The organism is Photobacterium sp. HL06 (genome assembly GCF_059552575.1).
Genome location: NZ_CM183915.1, coordinates 1,711,305 through 1,727,551, shown reverse-complemented (window position 1 = coordinate 1,727,551; position 16,247 = coordinate 1,711,305). Strand labels below are relative to the sequence as shown.

Genomic DNA, 16,247 nt, shown 5'->3' with positions numbered 1-16,247 from the left:
ACCTAGAAACTGTGACCCAAGCACTAAATATGGAAACGTTTACAAATTCAACATCACAATATTTAACCACAAAACCAATCATAGAGATAATAACGGATGGCACGCATCCCACATTTCAGTATGCGCACCTGATATTTCAGTAATGCATTCATCGCCGCCTTGTGGTAGATGAGAGAAATCAAATGAAAATGAAAACGTTACCATCGAGCTTGATGAAGCAAGAGCTCATTCCACTTCAAGTTAATTATTAATAATGAAAAACGCTTCCCAACCGGGGGGCGGAATGAGAAAAGAGGTGGTTAATTAACGCGAAGAAAAGCTCGCCAGTAGCGACGGCATCAATAAGTGCTCCGTGGTTTGAGTATTCAGGCAGTCCATGCCGTGCTCTTACGGCGGCTAACCGGTAATCTTCGCTCTGCTGGTAGTTCTTGTTAACTGTTAATGATTTTTCCAGTAACAGCGTATCAATCCAGAGAAGAGGAAGAGGCTTTATTTTATAGCGAGTGAACAAATAGTGATCAATAAATCTCTTTTCTATCGTCGAGCCATGGGCAATTAAGATTTTACCTTTCATACATTGAAATAACTGCATCATTGCATCATCGAGTGATTGTCCGTTGACCAACATTTGCGGAACAATATGATTGATAACTGCCGTTTCTGCTTTAACCCCTTCAGCCCCCTGGATGTAGGTATGTACTGCCGTATTCATATCCAGCTTTGACTTCTTGATATTCAAGTACCCCACACTCAGAATATCGTCAGTTTTAGGGTCAAACCCGGTTGTTTCAAAATCCAGCACTAAATACTCAAGATCTTTGAGGTTAGCACCATACTCAGGATAGGGCTGAGCAAGTAATGCCGTTAAGTTTTCGGGCAAATCACCCTGATTGAGTCTTTTCTCTCTTTCTCGATCTATAGTGCTCAATGGATGAAAGTAACGCAAAAATTTTTCCAATGTTCTCACTCCCCATTAAACCGTAGTTTAGCAAGGTCTTGAAAATTAGAGATTATCCTGAAGGCATCCTTCAGGTGTTTGCGTTCAAAACTACCAAACGCATCTGGCGCAATATGGTTGTTAGGCTCTTTTCCCTGCTTCAGGGCTTCAAACTGGTGAGTAAAGCGTACTTGAGTAATAAAACGGTATGCACCAATAATGTCTTGGAAGCTATCTTCGGCAATGACTTGTCTTTCAAACACATAACGAAGCCGCTCTTCAGTGCCTGTTAACTGGCAACCTTCTGACAAGCTATAAATTCTGGCAAGATCAACGATCAGGTTGATCGCATATTTCTTAATATTGAGTGTATTACTATTATCTCCGCTTTTCTCTACTACCAGATTATTGAAAATACTCAAAGGCGGATTGACCGATACCGTGCCCCTTACTAAGGAGCCAATAAACGGCCCATTCGTCGCTATTTGCTGGTGTAAATATGCTTGCAGCCGGTTAGAAAGTTCCGTTTCACCATAAATTACGCGAACCTCCATAAACACAATGGCATTGAGCAACATTTCGTATTCAGGATTAGCTACCCACTTGCGATAATACTCCTTCCATATTCTTAATGGCTGGCACCATTTTGGAGAAGCTGCCATATATTTGCCTGTACACAGAGGATACCCACATGCGTCTAGGCCATTGCAAACATACATAGCCAAGTGGTTAAAGTACATTCTGTCACTGGCCGTCGCCGTATCGGAAAGAATAATGGCATTATCCTGATCAGATAACATATGTACTTCATTTCTTGCGTGCGAGCCTGCAACCACCCAGGCATACTCACAGGGTGGCGGCCCCAGTTTTTCTTCGGCTAACTGAATCAAGCGGCGATTATAGGCATCCATAATCATAGCCATCACCTGGCCAATAATTTCCGATCTTACTTTGCCTTCGACCAGAGCTTCAAAAATAGCCTGACGCTCAGATGTTAACCGAGATAATGTTTCAATGCTGTCGGCATCTTTGATTTTCTCTATCAAAAAAATAGCCTGTACCCGGTGATTTTGAACCAAATTAGACGTCGTTAACAATCCAAGAACTTTATTATTGCTAACAACAGGCAAGCTTCGAATATTATGCTGCATCATTAATGATACCGCCTTTAAAATAAGCTCTTCAGGTTCTATCGTGTACGGTGATGCCGTCATCACTTGGGATACAGGCAGTTTGGTCTCAATGCCTTTCGCCACAACCCGCTTAGTCATATCCCTGTCGGTGATCACTCCCGCGATTTGCTCTGCTTCCATCACCACAGCAGTTGATGAGTGGGCCTTTCGCATCGCCTGTGCAACGTCCCGAATAGAACGACAGGAAGAAACGACTGCAACTTTTCCTCTTGCCACTTCAGCAACTGTTTTTACAAACAGTCCCTTTTCGTTCTCAGACCAAACCACATTCAGTGCAGATTGCAGACGTACCTGTGCTTGAGAAGCAAAATGCTCTGAAAATTCAGGATGCTCCAAAAGTAGTTGCTTAAGCTGAGAATGAGGAACCAAATACAGCAAGGTGTTTTCTATTGCAGTAGCGCTATAACGGCTTTCCGCTTGGGTTTCTGACTCCAACAGGGTGAAGCCAAACAAATCTTCGGCTCCCAGTTTAGCCCTCAGGACACCATTGGGTTGACGCTGCTCCATTGAACCGGTTCTGACAATATAGAGATACCGTTCAGCTATATCGGCATTAAAGTGTATCTGCTCCCCCCGTCCCAGATAGGTAATTTTGATAGAAGTCGCAATCTTCCTTTGCAGCATAGATGGCAATTTATCAAAGGGATCAATCTGGGAGATGAAATCAAGAATATTAGGTAATAGCGTTTGCGGCATGGGAAAACCAATTGATGTGAAAGTTAATACCAACTTGGATAACCAGCAGTTCTACTTATCCAGCTTGGTATTAAACCCGTCACAATTGTGACGGGCTTTGACTAGTACAGTGTCGTACGGGCTAACTTACTTGTTCTCAGGGTGTGAGAATACCAGCTGATAGCGGTAACGCTGATCGTTCAGAAGGAACTCCGGATGGACACTCGGACTCCATGAATCATCACCACCGACTCCCATATGTTTATGATCAACCCTGACATATAACTGAGAGCCCGCAGTCAGCTCGTTGGTATGACGTGCTTCTGTCAACTGGGACTGACTATAGCGGCTAACTGCAAACTGGAAATCTCCAGATACTTGAAGCTCTCCCACTTTCAGCCAGCGAGTATCACAGCGCAGACCGTTTTCGCTTGGGTAGATATAAGGGGTATACAGCCCATCTACCGGCAGAACATAGTGCCCCATCCTTGCTGCTGACTTGCGGTCGGGATAGTTTTCAAACGGTCCCCGACCAAACCATTCAACAGGTGCTTGCTGTGCTGCTTCTGGTACTGCAAACTCCAAACCGATTCGAGGCAACTCAGGTAAGGATTCGCTCACCTGTACATCGACATCGAGGGTAACAGTGCCGTTTGCCGTGATCCGGTACTGCCACTGTGAAGTCGTCACTAGCTCGCCGTCATGGTGATAAGCAAAGATAGCCGTCACCATTACACTGTCAGATAAGCTCTCTGCCCGGCACTCTACGCACTCTTGTTGCCATTCACCAAGTCCGGCAACTTGCCAGCGAGATACCCAGGCATTAGGATCCACATTGTCAGCTTCACTGGTTCCGATATCGTTATCCAACGGTGCCCGAAAGAAGTTATCAACCAAGCCTGACACCTGCTGCTCTTTCCCTTCCACCAGCCACTTGGTTAGCAAACCTGTTTGCAAATCAAAGTCGAGCTGAAAACCCTGCCCTAAAACACTCATACTTTGATCATTGGTTACAAGCTCTGGCGCACTTACTGTTGATTGCTTCGGTGCAAACAAAGAGCGCTTATTCGCAAGCGGGAACTGCGCTGTTGCCATATTGTGGCCGGCATCGGCCCAGGCGCAAGCCGTTTTGGTTACCACATCCAGATTGAGGTGGTACGCCTTACCAGCCTGGCGCTCAAAAACGGTATCTATCGTGATGCTGTACTTACCTTGCGGTGCAATTGACACCACTTGCTCGCCGGTTGTTACCACTTTCCCGTCTTCTAAGATACTCCATCGCAGCAGCTCATTATCCGTGGTACGGAAAAGCCACTCGCTTTGCACTTCAACAGTGATAAATGATTCTGCTGCTTCCACTACATTAAACTGGAAGAACTGCTGGGCATATTTGACCTCTTCCAGCCCAGGATGCGGTGTCCTGTCTGGGAATACCAAGCCATTGATGCAGAACTGACGATCATTTTGCTCATCCCCAAAATCGCCGCCATAAGCCCAGTAGTGCTGGCCCTGCTCATCCCATTTGCTTATTCCCTGATCAACCCAGTCCCAGATAAACCCACCTTGCAGGCGAGGAAATTCGCGGAAGGCTTGCCAGTATTTGTCAAAGCTTCCCAGACTGTTACCCATCGCATGGGCATATTCGCATAGAATCAAGGGACGGTTTTCATCCGGACGGGAAATCCAATTTTTAATGGCCCATTTTGGTACCGCATCAAATGGCTGATCCTGATCAACACGTGAATACATAGGGCAAATGATATCTGTAGCAGACGTATCAGCCCCGCCACCCTCATATTGCACCGGGCGCGAAGGGTCAAAATCTTTGGCCCAGGCATGCATGGCGTTGTGCGTGCTTCCATGACCAGACTCATTACCCAGCGACCAGATAATCACAGAAGGATGGTTCTTATCACGCTCTATCATCTGGGTCAGACGAGTCATGAATGCATGCGTCCAGCTTGGATCGGAAGCCAGCCGTCCCATCGGGAACATACCATGAGTTTCGATATTGGCTTCATCACAAACATATAGCCCCAGCTCATCACACAACTCATACCAACGAGGATGGTTCGGATAATGGGCAGTCCGTACCGCATTGAAGTTATATTGCTTCATCAGCTTGATATCGCAGATCATATCGGCTTCAGTCACAGCATGACCATGCTCAGGATGGTGTTCATGACGGTTGGCCCCGCGGATCAGCAAAGGTTGCCCATTTAAGCACAGCTGCCCGCTACGTATTTCTACGACTCTAAAACCAACATCATAAGCTTCAATATCAACCACAACGCCATTTTCATTCAACAAGCTAACGACGCAGCGATAAAGAGTCGGAACTTCGGCACTCCATTTTTTAGGCTCCCGCACGTCAAGACGATGGAAACAGACATCGCTCCAACCGCCTTTTTCATCGACAACCCGATCATTAGGTTTCGCTGTCAATGGCTCTGAAACGGCAGTTTGTCCATCAAACAATTGGATCTGAACCTGATACGATTCAGGCCCGGCAAAACGGGTTTTAACATCAAGCCAGCCGTCTCGGTAACAGGCATCAAGGTTAGGGGTAATAAACACATCTTTGATTTGGTGTACGGGCTTGGTTAGCAGGGTTACATCACGGAAAATACCGCTGAGCCACCACATGTCCTGATCTTCTAAATAACTGCCGTCACTCCAACGCAATACCATTACCGCCAGGGTATTACTGCCTTCAACCAGGTACGGGGAAAGATCAAACTCTGCCGGTAGGCGGCTATCTTGTGAATAGCCCACCCAATGACCGTTACACCACAAGTAGAAAGCCGAGTTAACCCCGTCAAAAATAATTCGGTTTTGCTGCTGCATTTGCTCTGCTGTCATTGCAAATGATGTACGGTAGCACCCCGTTGGGTTCTCTTTCGGCACAAAAGGCGGATTGACATCAAACGGGTACTTTATATTGGCATAAATCGCTTTATCAAAGCCCTGCAACTGCCAGTTTGAAGGAACTGCAATCGTGTCCCAACCGCTGGCATCAAACGTATTTTCAACAAAGTCGGCCGGCACATCTTCCGGTGCTGCAAACAGCTGGAACTGCCAATCACCGTTTAGCAGTACACGCTGCGATGATTGGTTGGTTAATGCTTCATCCTGTGAGCTAAAGCCAAATAAAGGGCTATGCGCGGCAATGCGGTTAACCTGAACCGACTGTGGATTTTCCCAGTCTCTACGTGTAAGAACTTCAGCAAATGTTGTCATATTTTATCTTTCATCCTGAGGCGGCTAACTACCACCTGACTTTTTATTATTACAGCGCCTGAACATGCAGCAGTATTACATATTCAGGATCTAACGCAGTCATCGTTAAGCCCACTTCATTGAATGTCTCACCGGTCACCAGCAGAAATAATACCTACGGCCAGGCTCTGAAGGCATTTGCCCCAATATACAATTTCCGGCATAGACTGGGGCTTGATGATTAGGCTGATGGCTTTACTTTGGAGGTGAAAAAGTTCGCCGTTCATATCGCAACCTTTTACTCGCTTCATCTTGCGAAAGACGGGCACTTCCGAAGAAGCGCCCGATTCAATAGTAGACTTTAGAAACAATAGCCAATGTCTAACTGATTAATTTGTTTCAGTTGCCGTCTCCAGCTCTTTATTCTTACCGTATACAAGCTCAGCCTTATTCTTGAATACAAACTTGTTCACACCCAGAGCAAAGATTACACAAGCAATCAGAGTGACAAACATTAAGTGAATGTAGTGAATTGGCGTCCAGCCAAAGGTAAAGAAGCCATATAGAGCAGTACCAAAGACCACGGCCATAATCACAGCTTCTGCGCGAACATTACGGAACAACAGACCAGTAATGAAGGCAGACAGAATTGGCATACTCAATAGGCCATTTAGCTGCTGCAGCAAGTTAATCAGGCTATCTGCGGTTGCAAAAGCTGGAACAAGGAACACTGCAAGCAGTACAAAGCTGATTGATACGATAGTACTCAGGCGTTTTACATTCGGTGTTTCATTGAAGTATTTCTGGTGAATGTCACACACATAAAGTGCAGCTGATGAGTTCAGTACAGAGTTAAAGCTGGTTAATACCGCTGCCGCCATTACGGCTGCAAAAGCACCAGATAGCCAGCTAGGCAGTAGGTCACCAACAATACGACCGTATGCCGCATCACCAATTTGACCGTACAATTTGTAAGAGACAATACCAGGGATAACCACAATTGCCGGAACAATAAGGATACGAATAGTGGCTGCGGCTAGTACACCTTTCTGTGCTTCTTTAACATTCTTAGCAGCCATTGCACGCTGAGTAATGGTCTGGTTTGTGCTCCAGTAGAAGATCTGGATAAACAACATACCGGTAAACAGTGTTGGCCATGGCACAGGCGAGTCTGGGCCACCGATCAGTGTTAGACGCTCTGCAGGAATACCTGAGAAATCAAAGTTAATCGCACTTAGCGAAAGGAATACAATCAGCAACGCCATAACCAATAAGCCTACGCCACTGAAGGTATCCGATACGGCAACAGCACGCAAACCACCGAAGATTGCATAAGCTGAACCGACAACAGCAAACATAATGGCGATAGGCATCAGACCAATCTCAACATTGAACATGGTCTGCATAAATAGCGCACCACCGTACAACATTGCTGGCAGGTAGATGAAAATGTTACCAAGCAAGAATAGGCTACCCACCGTCGCACGAATGTGCTTACTGTTATAGCGTCGCTCAAGTAATTCCGTCGTCGTTGTACAATTATACTTGTAGTAAATCGGTACAAAGACTTTAGCCAGAATTAACAAGCCGATAAAGCCACATAGTTCCCAAATGGCAAGTAGCCCCATTTGGTTACCGTTCATACCCACCAACTGGTCAGTACTTAAGTTAGTTAATGTAATAGAACCGGCGATAAATACCCAAGACAAGCCGCCGCCAGCCAGAAAGTAATCTTTTGTTCCATCGCCACGCGGACCGGCCTCGGCACACTTGCGATATGTTAAATAGCCGACCAGCGCTGTCAGTGCGATAAACACTGTTAGCTGAATTGCTGAATCCATGGTTAATTCCTTATTTGTAGAGCTGTTTCATGTTATTGATGAAGCTTAAACACATAAAGTGGAAACGTTTACACAATTTGGCAATAAAAAACGAGAATAAATCTCGACTATTATTTACTAAGTTATAAACCCCTTTCTCCTTTACACTGAGAGTAAGCTTAGTATGTGTTAGCCAAATGATCTGTGATCAAAGCAACACTAATGGAAACGTTTACCCTACTAACGATAATTTGATGAAAAACTACGAATTGATCACATTTTTCTGACCATTCTGATTCAAAGTAAAGACAGTATTTCTATTGAAACAAGCCATTAAAAAACAGAGTAACCCTGTCATTCATCACAAGCCCCAGTCATATGATAGTTTTAGAGTTTTATTAGTCAGTACGATATGATAACGTTTACACGTCGTTGTGATATGATTAGTAAGAGATTAAAACCTACAAACCCTTCAATAATGTAATCTCGATTTGCCTTATTTTCACAACCATTGTTTAATGGCGTCGCTGGCAATATAGAGGTAATTTATGGCAACCATAAAAGATGTAGCAAAAGAGGCTGGAGTATCCGTTGCGACTGTTTCAAGAGTCATCAACAAGTCTCCCAAAGCCAGCCTAAAGGCGATAGATGCTGTCAATCAGGCTATGCGCAAACTGGGTTATCGTCCGAATGCCAATGCACGCGCCTTGGTCAGTCAATCGACCAATACCATGGGAATACTGGTGGGTGATGTCTCCGATCCTTTTTTCGGTGCCCTGGTTAAAGCTGTCGACGGTGTAGCCCGCCACAATGGCAAGCATCTTCTGATCGGTAATGGGTATCATCATGCCAATACCGAGCGAGAAGCCATTGAGCTACTCATCAATAGCCGTTGTGAGTCTTTAGTGATCCATAGTAAAGGGCTAAGTAACGAAGAGCTGATTGCCTTTGCTCAAGAAGTACCTGGGATGGTGTTAATTAACCGATATATTCCTGAAATCGCTGAACGATGTATCGCACTTGATAACCATAAGGGTTCATACCTTGCCACCGAGTATTTAATTCGCCACGGCCACCAAAATATTGGCTATGTTTGCTCGAACCATAACATTGAAGATGTCGAGCAACGTAAAGCTGGCTATCTTGATGCGCTGCATGCACATGGCCTTACCAGCTCGGAGAGTTATATCGAAGTTGCCAGCCCTGATGAGCAAGGCGGTGAGAGTGCGATGACAAACTTGCTTGCGAAGAATTTACCAATTACTGCAGTAGCGGCATACAACGACTATATGGCTGCCGGTGCACTTTCAGTATTGGATGAAAACGGGATCAGCGCACCTGACCAAATGTCGTTAATCGGCTTTGATGATGGTCTCATTGCCAAGTACTTGCACCCCAAACTGACAACAGTACGATACCCAATTCAGATGATGGCTGAACAAGCCGCCCTGCTTTCTCTGCGACTGGCAAAAGGTGGCAGCGTTGAAAGTGAGACACGCATGTTTGTGCCTACCCTAGTTCGTCGCCTGTCAGTAAGTAAAATTGACAGCTAATTGAATATTTAGGCGGCACTACTTACTCTTTGGGTATTGAGCCGATAAAAAAGCCCCAGCTGAAACAAAACAGCTGGGGCTTTTTTATTATCAGTTAAGTCCTCGGGGAAATTGACTTAAGCTGTTACAAACCGATAAACGGTACTATGCTGATAGCTTTGCTCAGGTTGCAAAATGCATGATGGCTGTGGCCACTCAGGATGATTCGGCGAGTCGGGCAAAAACTGCGTTTCAAGCGCAAAACCTGCCAAATTAGCATATTCACTACCAGAACGATTGGGACAACCGACTAGAAAACTCCCTATATAGAGTTGTACTGCTGGTTTTGTCGTCACAACCTCCAACATAAGCTTACGATCCGGCGAAATCGACCGGGCAGCTATCCCTTCACCACCTTGACATTCATCATTGAGCAAGAAGGAGTGATCATAACCGGATACCCGTTTCTGATCCCCATCAACCAAAAAGTCCCTGCCGATCGTTTTGCTTGCCGTAAAATCAAACCCTGTATTAGCAACAGGCTTCAACCCATCCTGCGGAATACCTCGATTATCGGTTGGCAAATAGTATGCCGCATTCACTTGTAACTGATGAGATAGGCAATCATAACCCGCTTCGGCCCCCATTAAATTAAAATAGGCATGGTTGGTTAAGTTTACCGGACAAGGCTTATCAACCGTGGCGAAATAACGGATAGTCACCTCATTGTCATCGGATAGTTCATAGCATACCCGGGTGGTGAGGTTGCCAGGAAAACCCTGATCCCCGTCTACCGACTGTAATGAAAATACCAATGCTTGTGGTTCAGCTTGCTCAACTTGCCAACGACGCTGATCAAAGCCATTAGGACCACCATGCAGACAGTTACCTGCCTGGTTAGTTTTCAGCTGGTAATCCTGCTCTTGATAACTGAACTGCCCAGCTTTTATACGGTTGGCATAACGACCAACCGTGGCACCAAGATAGGCCATTTGCTGTTGATGTTGTACCATTGAGCTAACACCCAGCAGCACTTCCCTGGCCTTGCCCTCCACCATCACCTGACAGCTCAACCAGGTTGCCCCGATATCCATAAAAGTGACTGTCATGCCTTGTGCATTGGTAAGGCTAAACACCTCGGCAGGGCGACCGTCATAGGCCACCTCCGCTGTCATGGTTTCCTTCAAGTTATTTTCTACCGCCATGGTAACACCTCACTTGGCCTAAGCCGCTACCGCACTTAATACGTTAACCACACCGGCGCCCGCCATGGCTTTGCAGACATAAATCGTTTCTTTGAGGCCTGTTTCTGCTTCGTATGTCGCTTCGATTACCGCTTTCACGTCATCAACTAGCGCTGGTGGCATAATTGAAACCACACAGCCACCGAAGCCGCCGCCAGTCATACGGACACCGCCCTGCTCGCCGATCACTTTTTTTACTGTTTCTACAATAAAGTCGATTTCAGGCACTGTGATTTCAAAATCATCGCGCATAGATGCATGGGATTCAGCCATCAGCTCGCCCATACGCTTCATGTCACCATTGCTTAGCGCAATAGCGGCTTCTTCTGTGCGGTCGTTTTCAGTAATCACGTGGCGAGCACGTTTAGCAACCATTTCGTCCAGCTCTGCCACACGGGCATTGAACTTTTCGATATTCACGTCACGCAAAGCTTTCACCTCGAAGATGCGCGCCGCTTCTTCACACTGCTCACGGCGGGTGTTGTATTCACTGTCGACCAAGCCGCGCTTCTTATTAGAGTTGATGATCACAACTGCCATGTCTTCTGGCATTGAAACCGCTTTGGTTTCGAGTGAACGGCAGTCGATAAGCAGCGCGTGGTTTTCTTCACCTTCAGCAGAAATTAACTGATCCATGATGCCGCAGTTACAACCAACAAATTCGTTTTCAGCTTGCTGGCCATTTAGGGCGATCTCCAGCTGAGAGATAGACAAGTTGTACAGACTTTTGAATGTCTGGCCAATAACCACTTCAAGCGCAGCAGAAGAACTGAGGCCCGCCCCCTGTGGTACATTACCGCTGACAGAGATATCAGCACCGCTGAACTCGTAACCACGACCACGTAGGCACTTCACTACCCCCTTGATGTAGTTGATCCACATGCAGTCATTGTCAAAAGTAATCTCTTCAGTCAGATCGAATTCTTTTGTCTCGTTAGCATAATCAACAGAAACAACACGAACGATGTTGTCGTCACGACGTGCAGCAGCAACGATTGTCTGGTAGTCAATCGCACATGGTAGAACGAAACCGTCGTTGTAGTCTGTGTGCTCACCGATCAGGTTTACACGACCCGGAGCTTGAATAATGTGCGTTGCTTTGTAGCCGAGTACATCAGCAAAAGAAGTGTTTACTGCATCGATTAGTGCTTGTAATTTTGGATTGGTCATTTTTTTATTCCTGCTAATTTCTGCTTATTGTTCACGAAAATGAATGTCGCTTAGTGTGCGTAACTTGTCTGCTGCCTGTTCAGCAGTCAGGTCGCGCTGGCTTTCTGCCAGCATTTCGTAGCCCACCATAAATTTACGCACAGTCGCAGAGCGAAGTAGTGGCGGGTAGAACAATGCATGTAGTTGCCAATGGTCAGTTGATGTGTCGCCTTCTTTGAAGAACGGCGCATAGTGCCAGCCCATTGAATACGGGAATGAACATTTAAATAGGTTGTCGTAACGGCTAGTTAGCTTCTTGATAGCAAGTGCCAGGTCGTCACGCTGCTCGTCAGTCAGATCATTTATGCGACGGATGTGTGTCTTCGGCATCAGCATAGTTTCAAAAGGCCAAGCCGCCCAGTAAGGAACAACAGCGATCCAGTGCTCGGTTTCAACAACGGTGCGAGAACCGTCTTCCATTTCTGCTTTCGCGTAGTCAACTAGCAGGTTGGTGCCGTTTTCTTTGTAATAAGCACGTAGATTAACGTCTTTGCTCGCAATTTCATTTGGCAAGAAACTGTTTGCCCAGATCTGACCGTGTGGGTGAGGCTGTGAACAGCCCATAGTAGCACCTTTGTTTTCGAAGGCCTGAACCCAGATGTACTCTTGGCCAAGCTCTTCAATTTGATCGTTCCAGGTATCGATAACGCTGCGGATAGCTGTCACTGGTAGCTCTGGGAGCGTTTTGCTGTGATCCGGCGAGAAGCAAATCACGCGGCTAAGGCCACGTGCACTTTCGCAACGAAATAGCGGGTTGCCTGACTCTGGAGCATCCGGTGTATCAACCGTTAGTGCTGCATGGTCATTGTTGAATACATACGTACCTTGGTAGTCTGGGTTCTTATCGCCAGATACCCGAGTATTCGTCGGACACAGGAAACAACCGCTATCGTATTTGGTATCATCCGCGACTTCTGGTGTCTCATCTGCCCCCTGCCAAGGACGCTTAGCACGGTGAGGAGAAACAAGGATGTACTGATCAGTTAGTGGGTTATAGCGACGATGTGGGTGATCAACCGGGTTGAATGTATTATCAAACATAGGGCTCTCAATATTTAGTTGCTCAACGACGAGCGATTTAATTTTGGGTTAAGCCGGGAAAAAGCGGGGTAAGCCTTACCTTCCCGGTTTACAATCTGTTTAGTAACCGTTCGGGTTGTTTGACTGCCAGCGCCATGTATCTTGTGCCATGGCTTTCACATCCAACTTCGTTTTCCAACTTAGCTCTTGTGCTGCTTTTGATGTATCAGCCCAACATTCTGCGATATCACCAGGGCGACGCGGACATAGATTGTAAGCAATGTCATGACCGCATGCCTCGCTAAACGCATCGACCATCTCAAGTACGCTGCTGCCCTTGCCGGTGCCTAGGTTGTATATGTGAAGACCACCTTTCTGCCCCACCGCATTCAATGCCGCAATGTGGCCGTCAGCCAAGTCCATCACGTGGATGTAATCACGCACACCAGTACCGTCAGGTGTTGGGTAGTCGTTACCAAATACCGATAGGAACTCACGGCGTCCTACTGCAACTTGCGCGATAAACGGCATTAGGTTGTTTGGAATACCTTGTGGGTCTTCACCCATAATGCCCGATGGGTGCGCGCCTACAGGGTTGAAATAACGCAGTAGGGTGATGCTCATTTCTGGTGCTGCATACTGGATATCACGCAGGCATTCTTCGACCATGTATTTGCTACGGCCATAAGGGTTAGTCACATTACCTGTTGGTGTATTTTCGTTAATGGGTACGTCAGCCGGATCGCCATAAACGGTTGCTGAAGAACTAAAGACCAAGCTATTAACGCCTGCGCTCTTCATTGCATCCATTAGCATTAAGGTGCCGTGTACGTTGTTATCGTAGTATTCAAGCGGCTTTTCAACAGACTCGCCAACCGCTTTCAAACCAGCAAAATGGATGACAGAATGAATGTTCTGTTCGCTGAAAATCTGATCGAGAATTTCACGGTCACGAATGTCACCTTGATAGAAGACTGGTGTCACACCAGTCAGCTGATTAATGCGTCCTAGAACAGCTTCTTTACTGTTGCACAGGTTATCCAGAATAACGGGCTCTAAACCGGCTTCTATCATCTGCACACAAGTGTGGCTGCCGATGTACCCCATTCCTCCAGTGACTAATACCTTCACGATTTCTCTCCCAATTCTGATTGCCGGTTGGTTGGCGGCTAACGTACCGACCAGAGAAGAACCAACCACCTCTAACTGACAGCGAGTGTAACAGCCAAACTGGCGATGATTCCGTGATCAAACCCACAGTTAGTGTAAACGTTTCCACAATCACACAGCAAATCTATCAGAGTAAACATGGCAAATTCAATGAATAACGTTATAAATCCGAGGTAATACGATAGATCATGTTAACAAACCACCAAATTGGTGTAATCGTTTCACCGCAAGCATAGAGTAGTCGCTGTTCGATAAAGATACGGTATATAAACTCAATAACATCTCGGAAAGGAGCTACCCAGCAGATACATGCTCAGTGAAATGAAAGCGCCAGTGCTCACTCAATTGTCACATGGAGTAATGAATAAATAACAACCGACAAACCAAGCAAGCAAAGTTACGCTTTCACAGGACAGCCCTTCATATACAGCAAAGTTGTATTGCAAATACCGAGAAGACTTTTTTTATTGCTACTTATTTTTAAATATCGTGTAAACCTATCTAAATAACTAGATAGTCGTTTTCCATGAGGAACAATTGCCAAATAATTATTTGGATTAGTATTAAAATTGAACATAGGCTGCATAGCCAGTACAGCTATGCAGCTCGTTCAAGTTATAACCTCTTCCTCAGGCACAAATTTGTGAGGGTATTTCAATATTAGAATATTCTCTTATTGACAGGCCTGCTTCGTCGAAAAGATGCAGGTTTTTACTCTCCATATTCACTGGCAGCACATTACCTGTCACTATTGCCTTATCGCTAGGGATATGGATTTTGAAATTATCCAAATTAGCATAACTTCCAAATAAATAAGTGCTATTACCCAAACGCTCAACCACTTCAGAATTAAACTCGATACTCAGTGCCGAATCTCCTTCTCCATTAGTAAGAATATGTTCAGGCCGAATACCCAGTTTCAATTTTTGGCCAACATTTATTCCGTTAGTTTTTGCATCTAACTCTAGTAATTGTCCGTCAGGCAGACTCAGTGTTACCTGCGTGCTATCTTTCGCTATCACTACCACCGGAATAAAATTCATTTTTGGTGAACCGATGAAACCCGCTACAAATTCATTTGCAGGGCGATAATACAACTCAAGTGGTGATCCCACCTGCTCAACGCGACCATCTCGCAGCACCACTATCTTATCTGCCAGCGTCATGGCTTCAACCTGATCATGGGTGACATAAACCATAGTGTTAGCAAGTTGCTTATGCAGTTTAGCTATTTGAATACGCATCTCGACACGTAGTTCGGCATCCAAATTCGATAACGGTTCATCAAATAAGAACACTTCAGGGTCACGGACAATTGCGCGTCCAATGGCTACCCTCTGGCGCTGGCCACCTGAAAGTTCCTTAGGCTTTCGCTTTAGCAGCTGATCAAGTTGCAAAATGTCACTGGCATGCCTCACTCGATCACGGATTTTTCCGGCTGGTTCGCCAGCCATTTTCAACCCGAAGCCCATATTTTCCTCAACAGTCATATGCGGGTACAGCGCATAGGACTGAAAGACCATAGCCACACCACGATCTGCAGGTTCGACATTATTGACGTTTCGCCCGCCAATATGGATGTCACCCTCGGTAATGTCTTCAAGCCCTGCAATCAACCTCAGAAGCGTTGACTTACCACAGCCAGATGGGCCAACAAATACAGTAAATTCACCATCATCAATCTGAAGATCGATGCCATGAATCGTCTCTATTTTACCAAAGCGCTTTACCGCACGGCTTAGTGCTATATCTGCCATTGTTACATCCTTATGATTGTCGGACGTCAGTTTTATAGGCTATTAGGAGAACAACTAGAACATTAAACAGATTATGACAAGCTCAAAAAAAAGTAAACGTTACCAGCGCAATTTACTCATAAAGGTTAAGCTTTTGTGATCCAGCAGATACTCCCCCCTCCCCATAACGCTGCTGCCAAAAAAATCACCAACAGTATGTAATACAAATAAAAACATACAGTTAATATCAAAATCCAAACATACGCATAGTTACCAATTCACACAGAGCAATCACAAGTTCAATACAAAACAGTAAGATCACCATCACATTTTGTACATCCAACCTTAAAAATCCGTGGAAACGTTTACTTGCGCACATTTTCCTATCATAGATGTCGCTATCTTAATTAGCATGAAATGACTTTTATCATTCAATGTCAGTTAATCGGCTACTAGAACAGCGCCTAGAACAAGTGAAACAGTAAAGATAAG

The 16,247-nt window shown here is 45.6% G+C and carries 11 protein-coding genes; 1 reads left to right on the top strand and 10 read right to left on the bottom strand.

The window, feature by feature from the left end:
• Window positions 1-247: 247 nt before the first annotated feature.
• From AC51G0_RS25710 to AC51G0_RS25690, 5 genes are all read right to left on the bottom strand, one after another.
• Window positions 248-958 (bottom strand): 3'-5' exonuclease, encoded by a 711-nt coding sequence (locus tag AC51G0_RS25710; protein WP_496302411.1) that lies wholly within the window; start codon window positions 956-958, stop codon window positions 248-250.
• Between the two features lie 5 nt (window positions 959-963).
• A complete protein-coding gene (locus AC51G0_RS25705; RefSeq protein WP_496302410.1) occupies window positions 964-2,826 on the bottom strand; it encodes a DUF294 nucleotidyltransferase-like domain-containing protein in 1,863 nt (620 codons plus the stop codon).
• 126 nt (window positions 2,827-2,952) lie between these two features.
• Entirely contained in the window at window positions 2,953-6,045 is a 3,093-nt protein-coding gene (locus tag AC51G0_RS25700; RefSeq protein WP_496302409.1) for a beta-galactosidase, read from the bottom strand.
• Window positions 6,046-6,173: 128 nt separating this feature from the next.
• Entirely contained in the window at window positions 6,174-6,311 is a 138-nt protein-coding gene (locus AC51G0_RS25695; protein WP_496302408.1) for a hypothetical protein, read from the bottom strand.
• Window positions 6,312-6,413: 102 nt separating this feature from the next.
• Complete coding sequence (locus tag AC51G0_RS25690) at window positions 6,414-7,865, bottom strand: SLC5 family protein (RefSeq protein WP_496302407.1); 1,452 nt, start codon at window positions 7,863-7,865, stop codon at window positions 6,414-6,416.
• A gap of 527 nt (window positions 7,866-8,392) precedes the next feature.
• Between AC51G0_RS25690 and AC51G0_RS25685 the strand changes: the two genes are divergently transcribed.
• The gene (locus AC51G0_RS25685; RefSeq protein ID WP_496302406.1) at window positions 8,393-9,397 is read left to right on the top strand and encodes a substrate-binding domain-containing protein; all 1,005 of its coding nucleotides are present in this window, start codon (window positions 8,393-8,395) and stop codon (window positions 9,395-9,397) included.
• Between the two features lie 116 nt (window positions 9,398-9,513).
• Here AC51G0_RS25685 and galM read toward each other — a convergent pair whose 3' ends face one another.
• From galM to AC51G0_RS25660, 5 genes are all read right to left on the bottom strand, one after another.
• Window positions 9,514-10,581 (bottom strand): galactose-1-epimerase, encoded by a 1,068-nt coding sequence (galM, locus tag AC51G0_RS25680; RefSeq protein WP_496302405.1) that lies wholly within the window; start codon window positions 10,579-10,581, stop codon window positions 9,514-9,516.
• Window positions 10,582-10,599: 18 nt separating this feature from the next.
• Window positions 10,600-11,790, bottom strand: a complete 1,191-nt coding sequence (galK, locus tag AC51G0_RS25675) for a galactokinase (RefSeq protein WP_496302404.1) — start codon at window positions 11,788-11,790, stop codon at window positions 10,600-10,602.
• Between the two features lie 24 nt (window positions 11,791-11,814).
• Window positions 11,815-12,870: a UDP-glucose--hexose-1-phosphate uridylyltransferase gene (locus AC51G0_RS25670; RefSeq protein ID WP_496302403.1), complete on the bottom strand. Its 1,056-nt coding sequence runs from the start codon at window positions 12,868-12,870 to the stop codon at window positions 11,815-11,817.
• A 99-nt stretch (window positions 12,871-12,969) separates the two neighbouring features.
• A complete protein-coding gene (gene galE, locus AC51G0_RS25665; protein ID WP_496302402.1) occupies window positions 12,970-13,980 on the bottom strand; it encodes a UDP-glucose 4-epimerase GalE in 1,011 nt (336 codons plus the stop codon).
• A 668-nt stretch (window positions 13,981-14,648) separates the two neighbouring features.
• Window positions 14,649-15,776, bottom strand: a complete 1,128-nt coding sequence (locus tag AC51G0_RS25660) for an ABC transporter ATP-binding protein (RefSeq protein ID WP_496302401.1) — start codon at window positions 15,774-15,776, stop codon at window positions 14,649-14,651.
• Window positions 15,777-16,247: the final 471 nt, after the last annotated feature.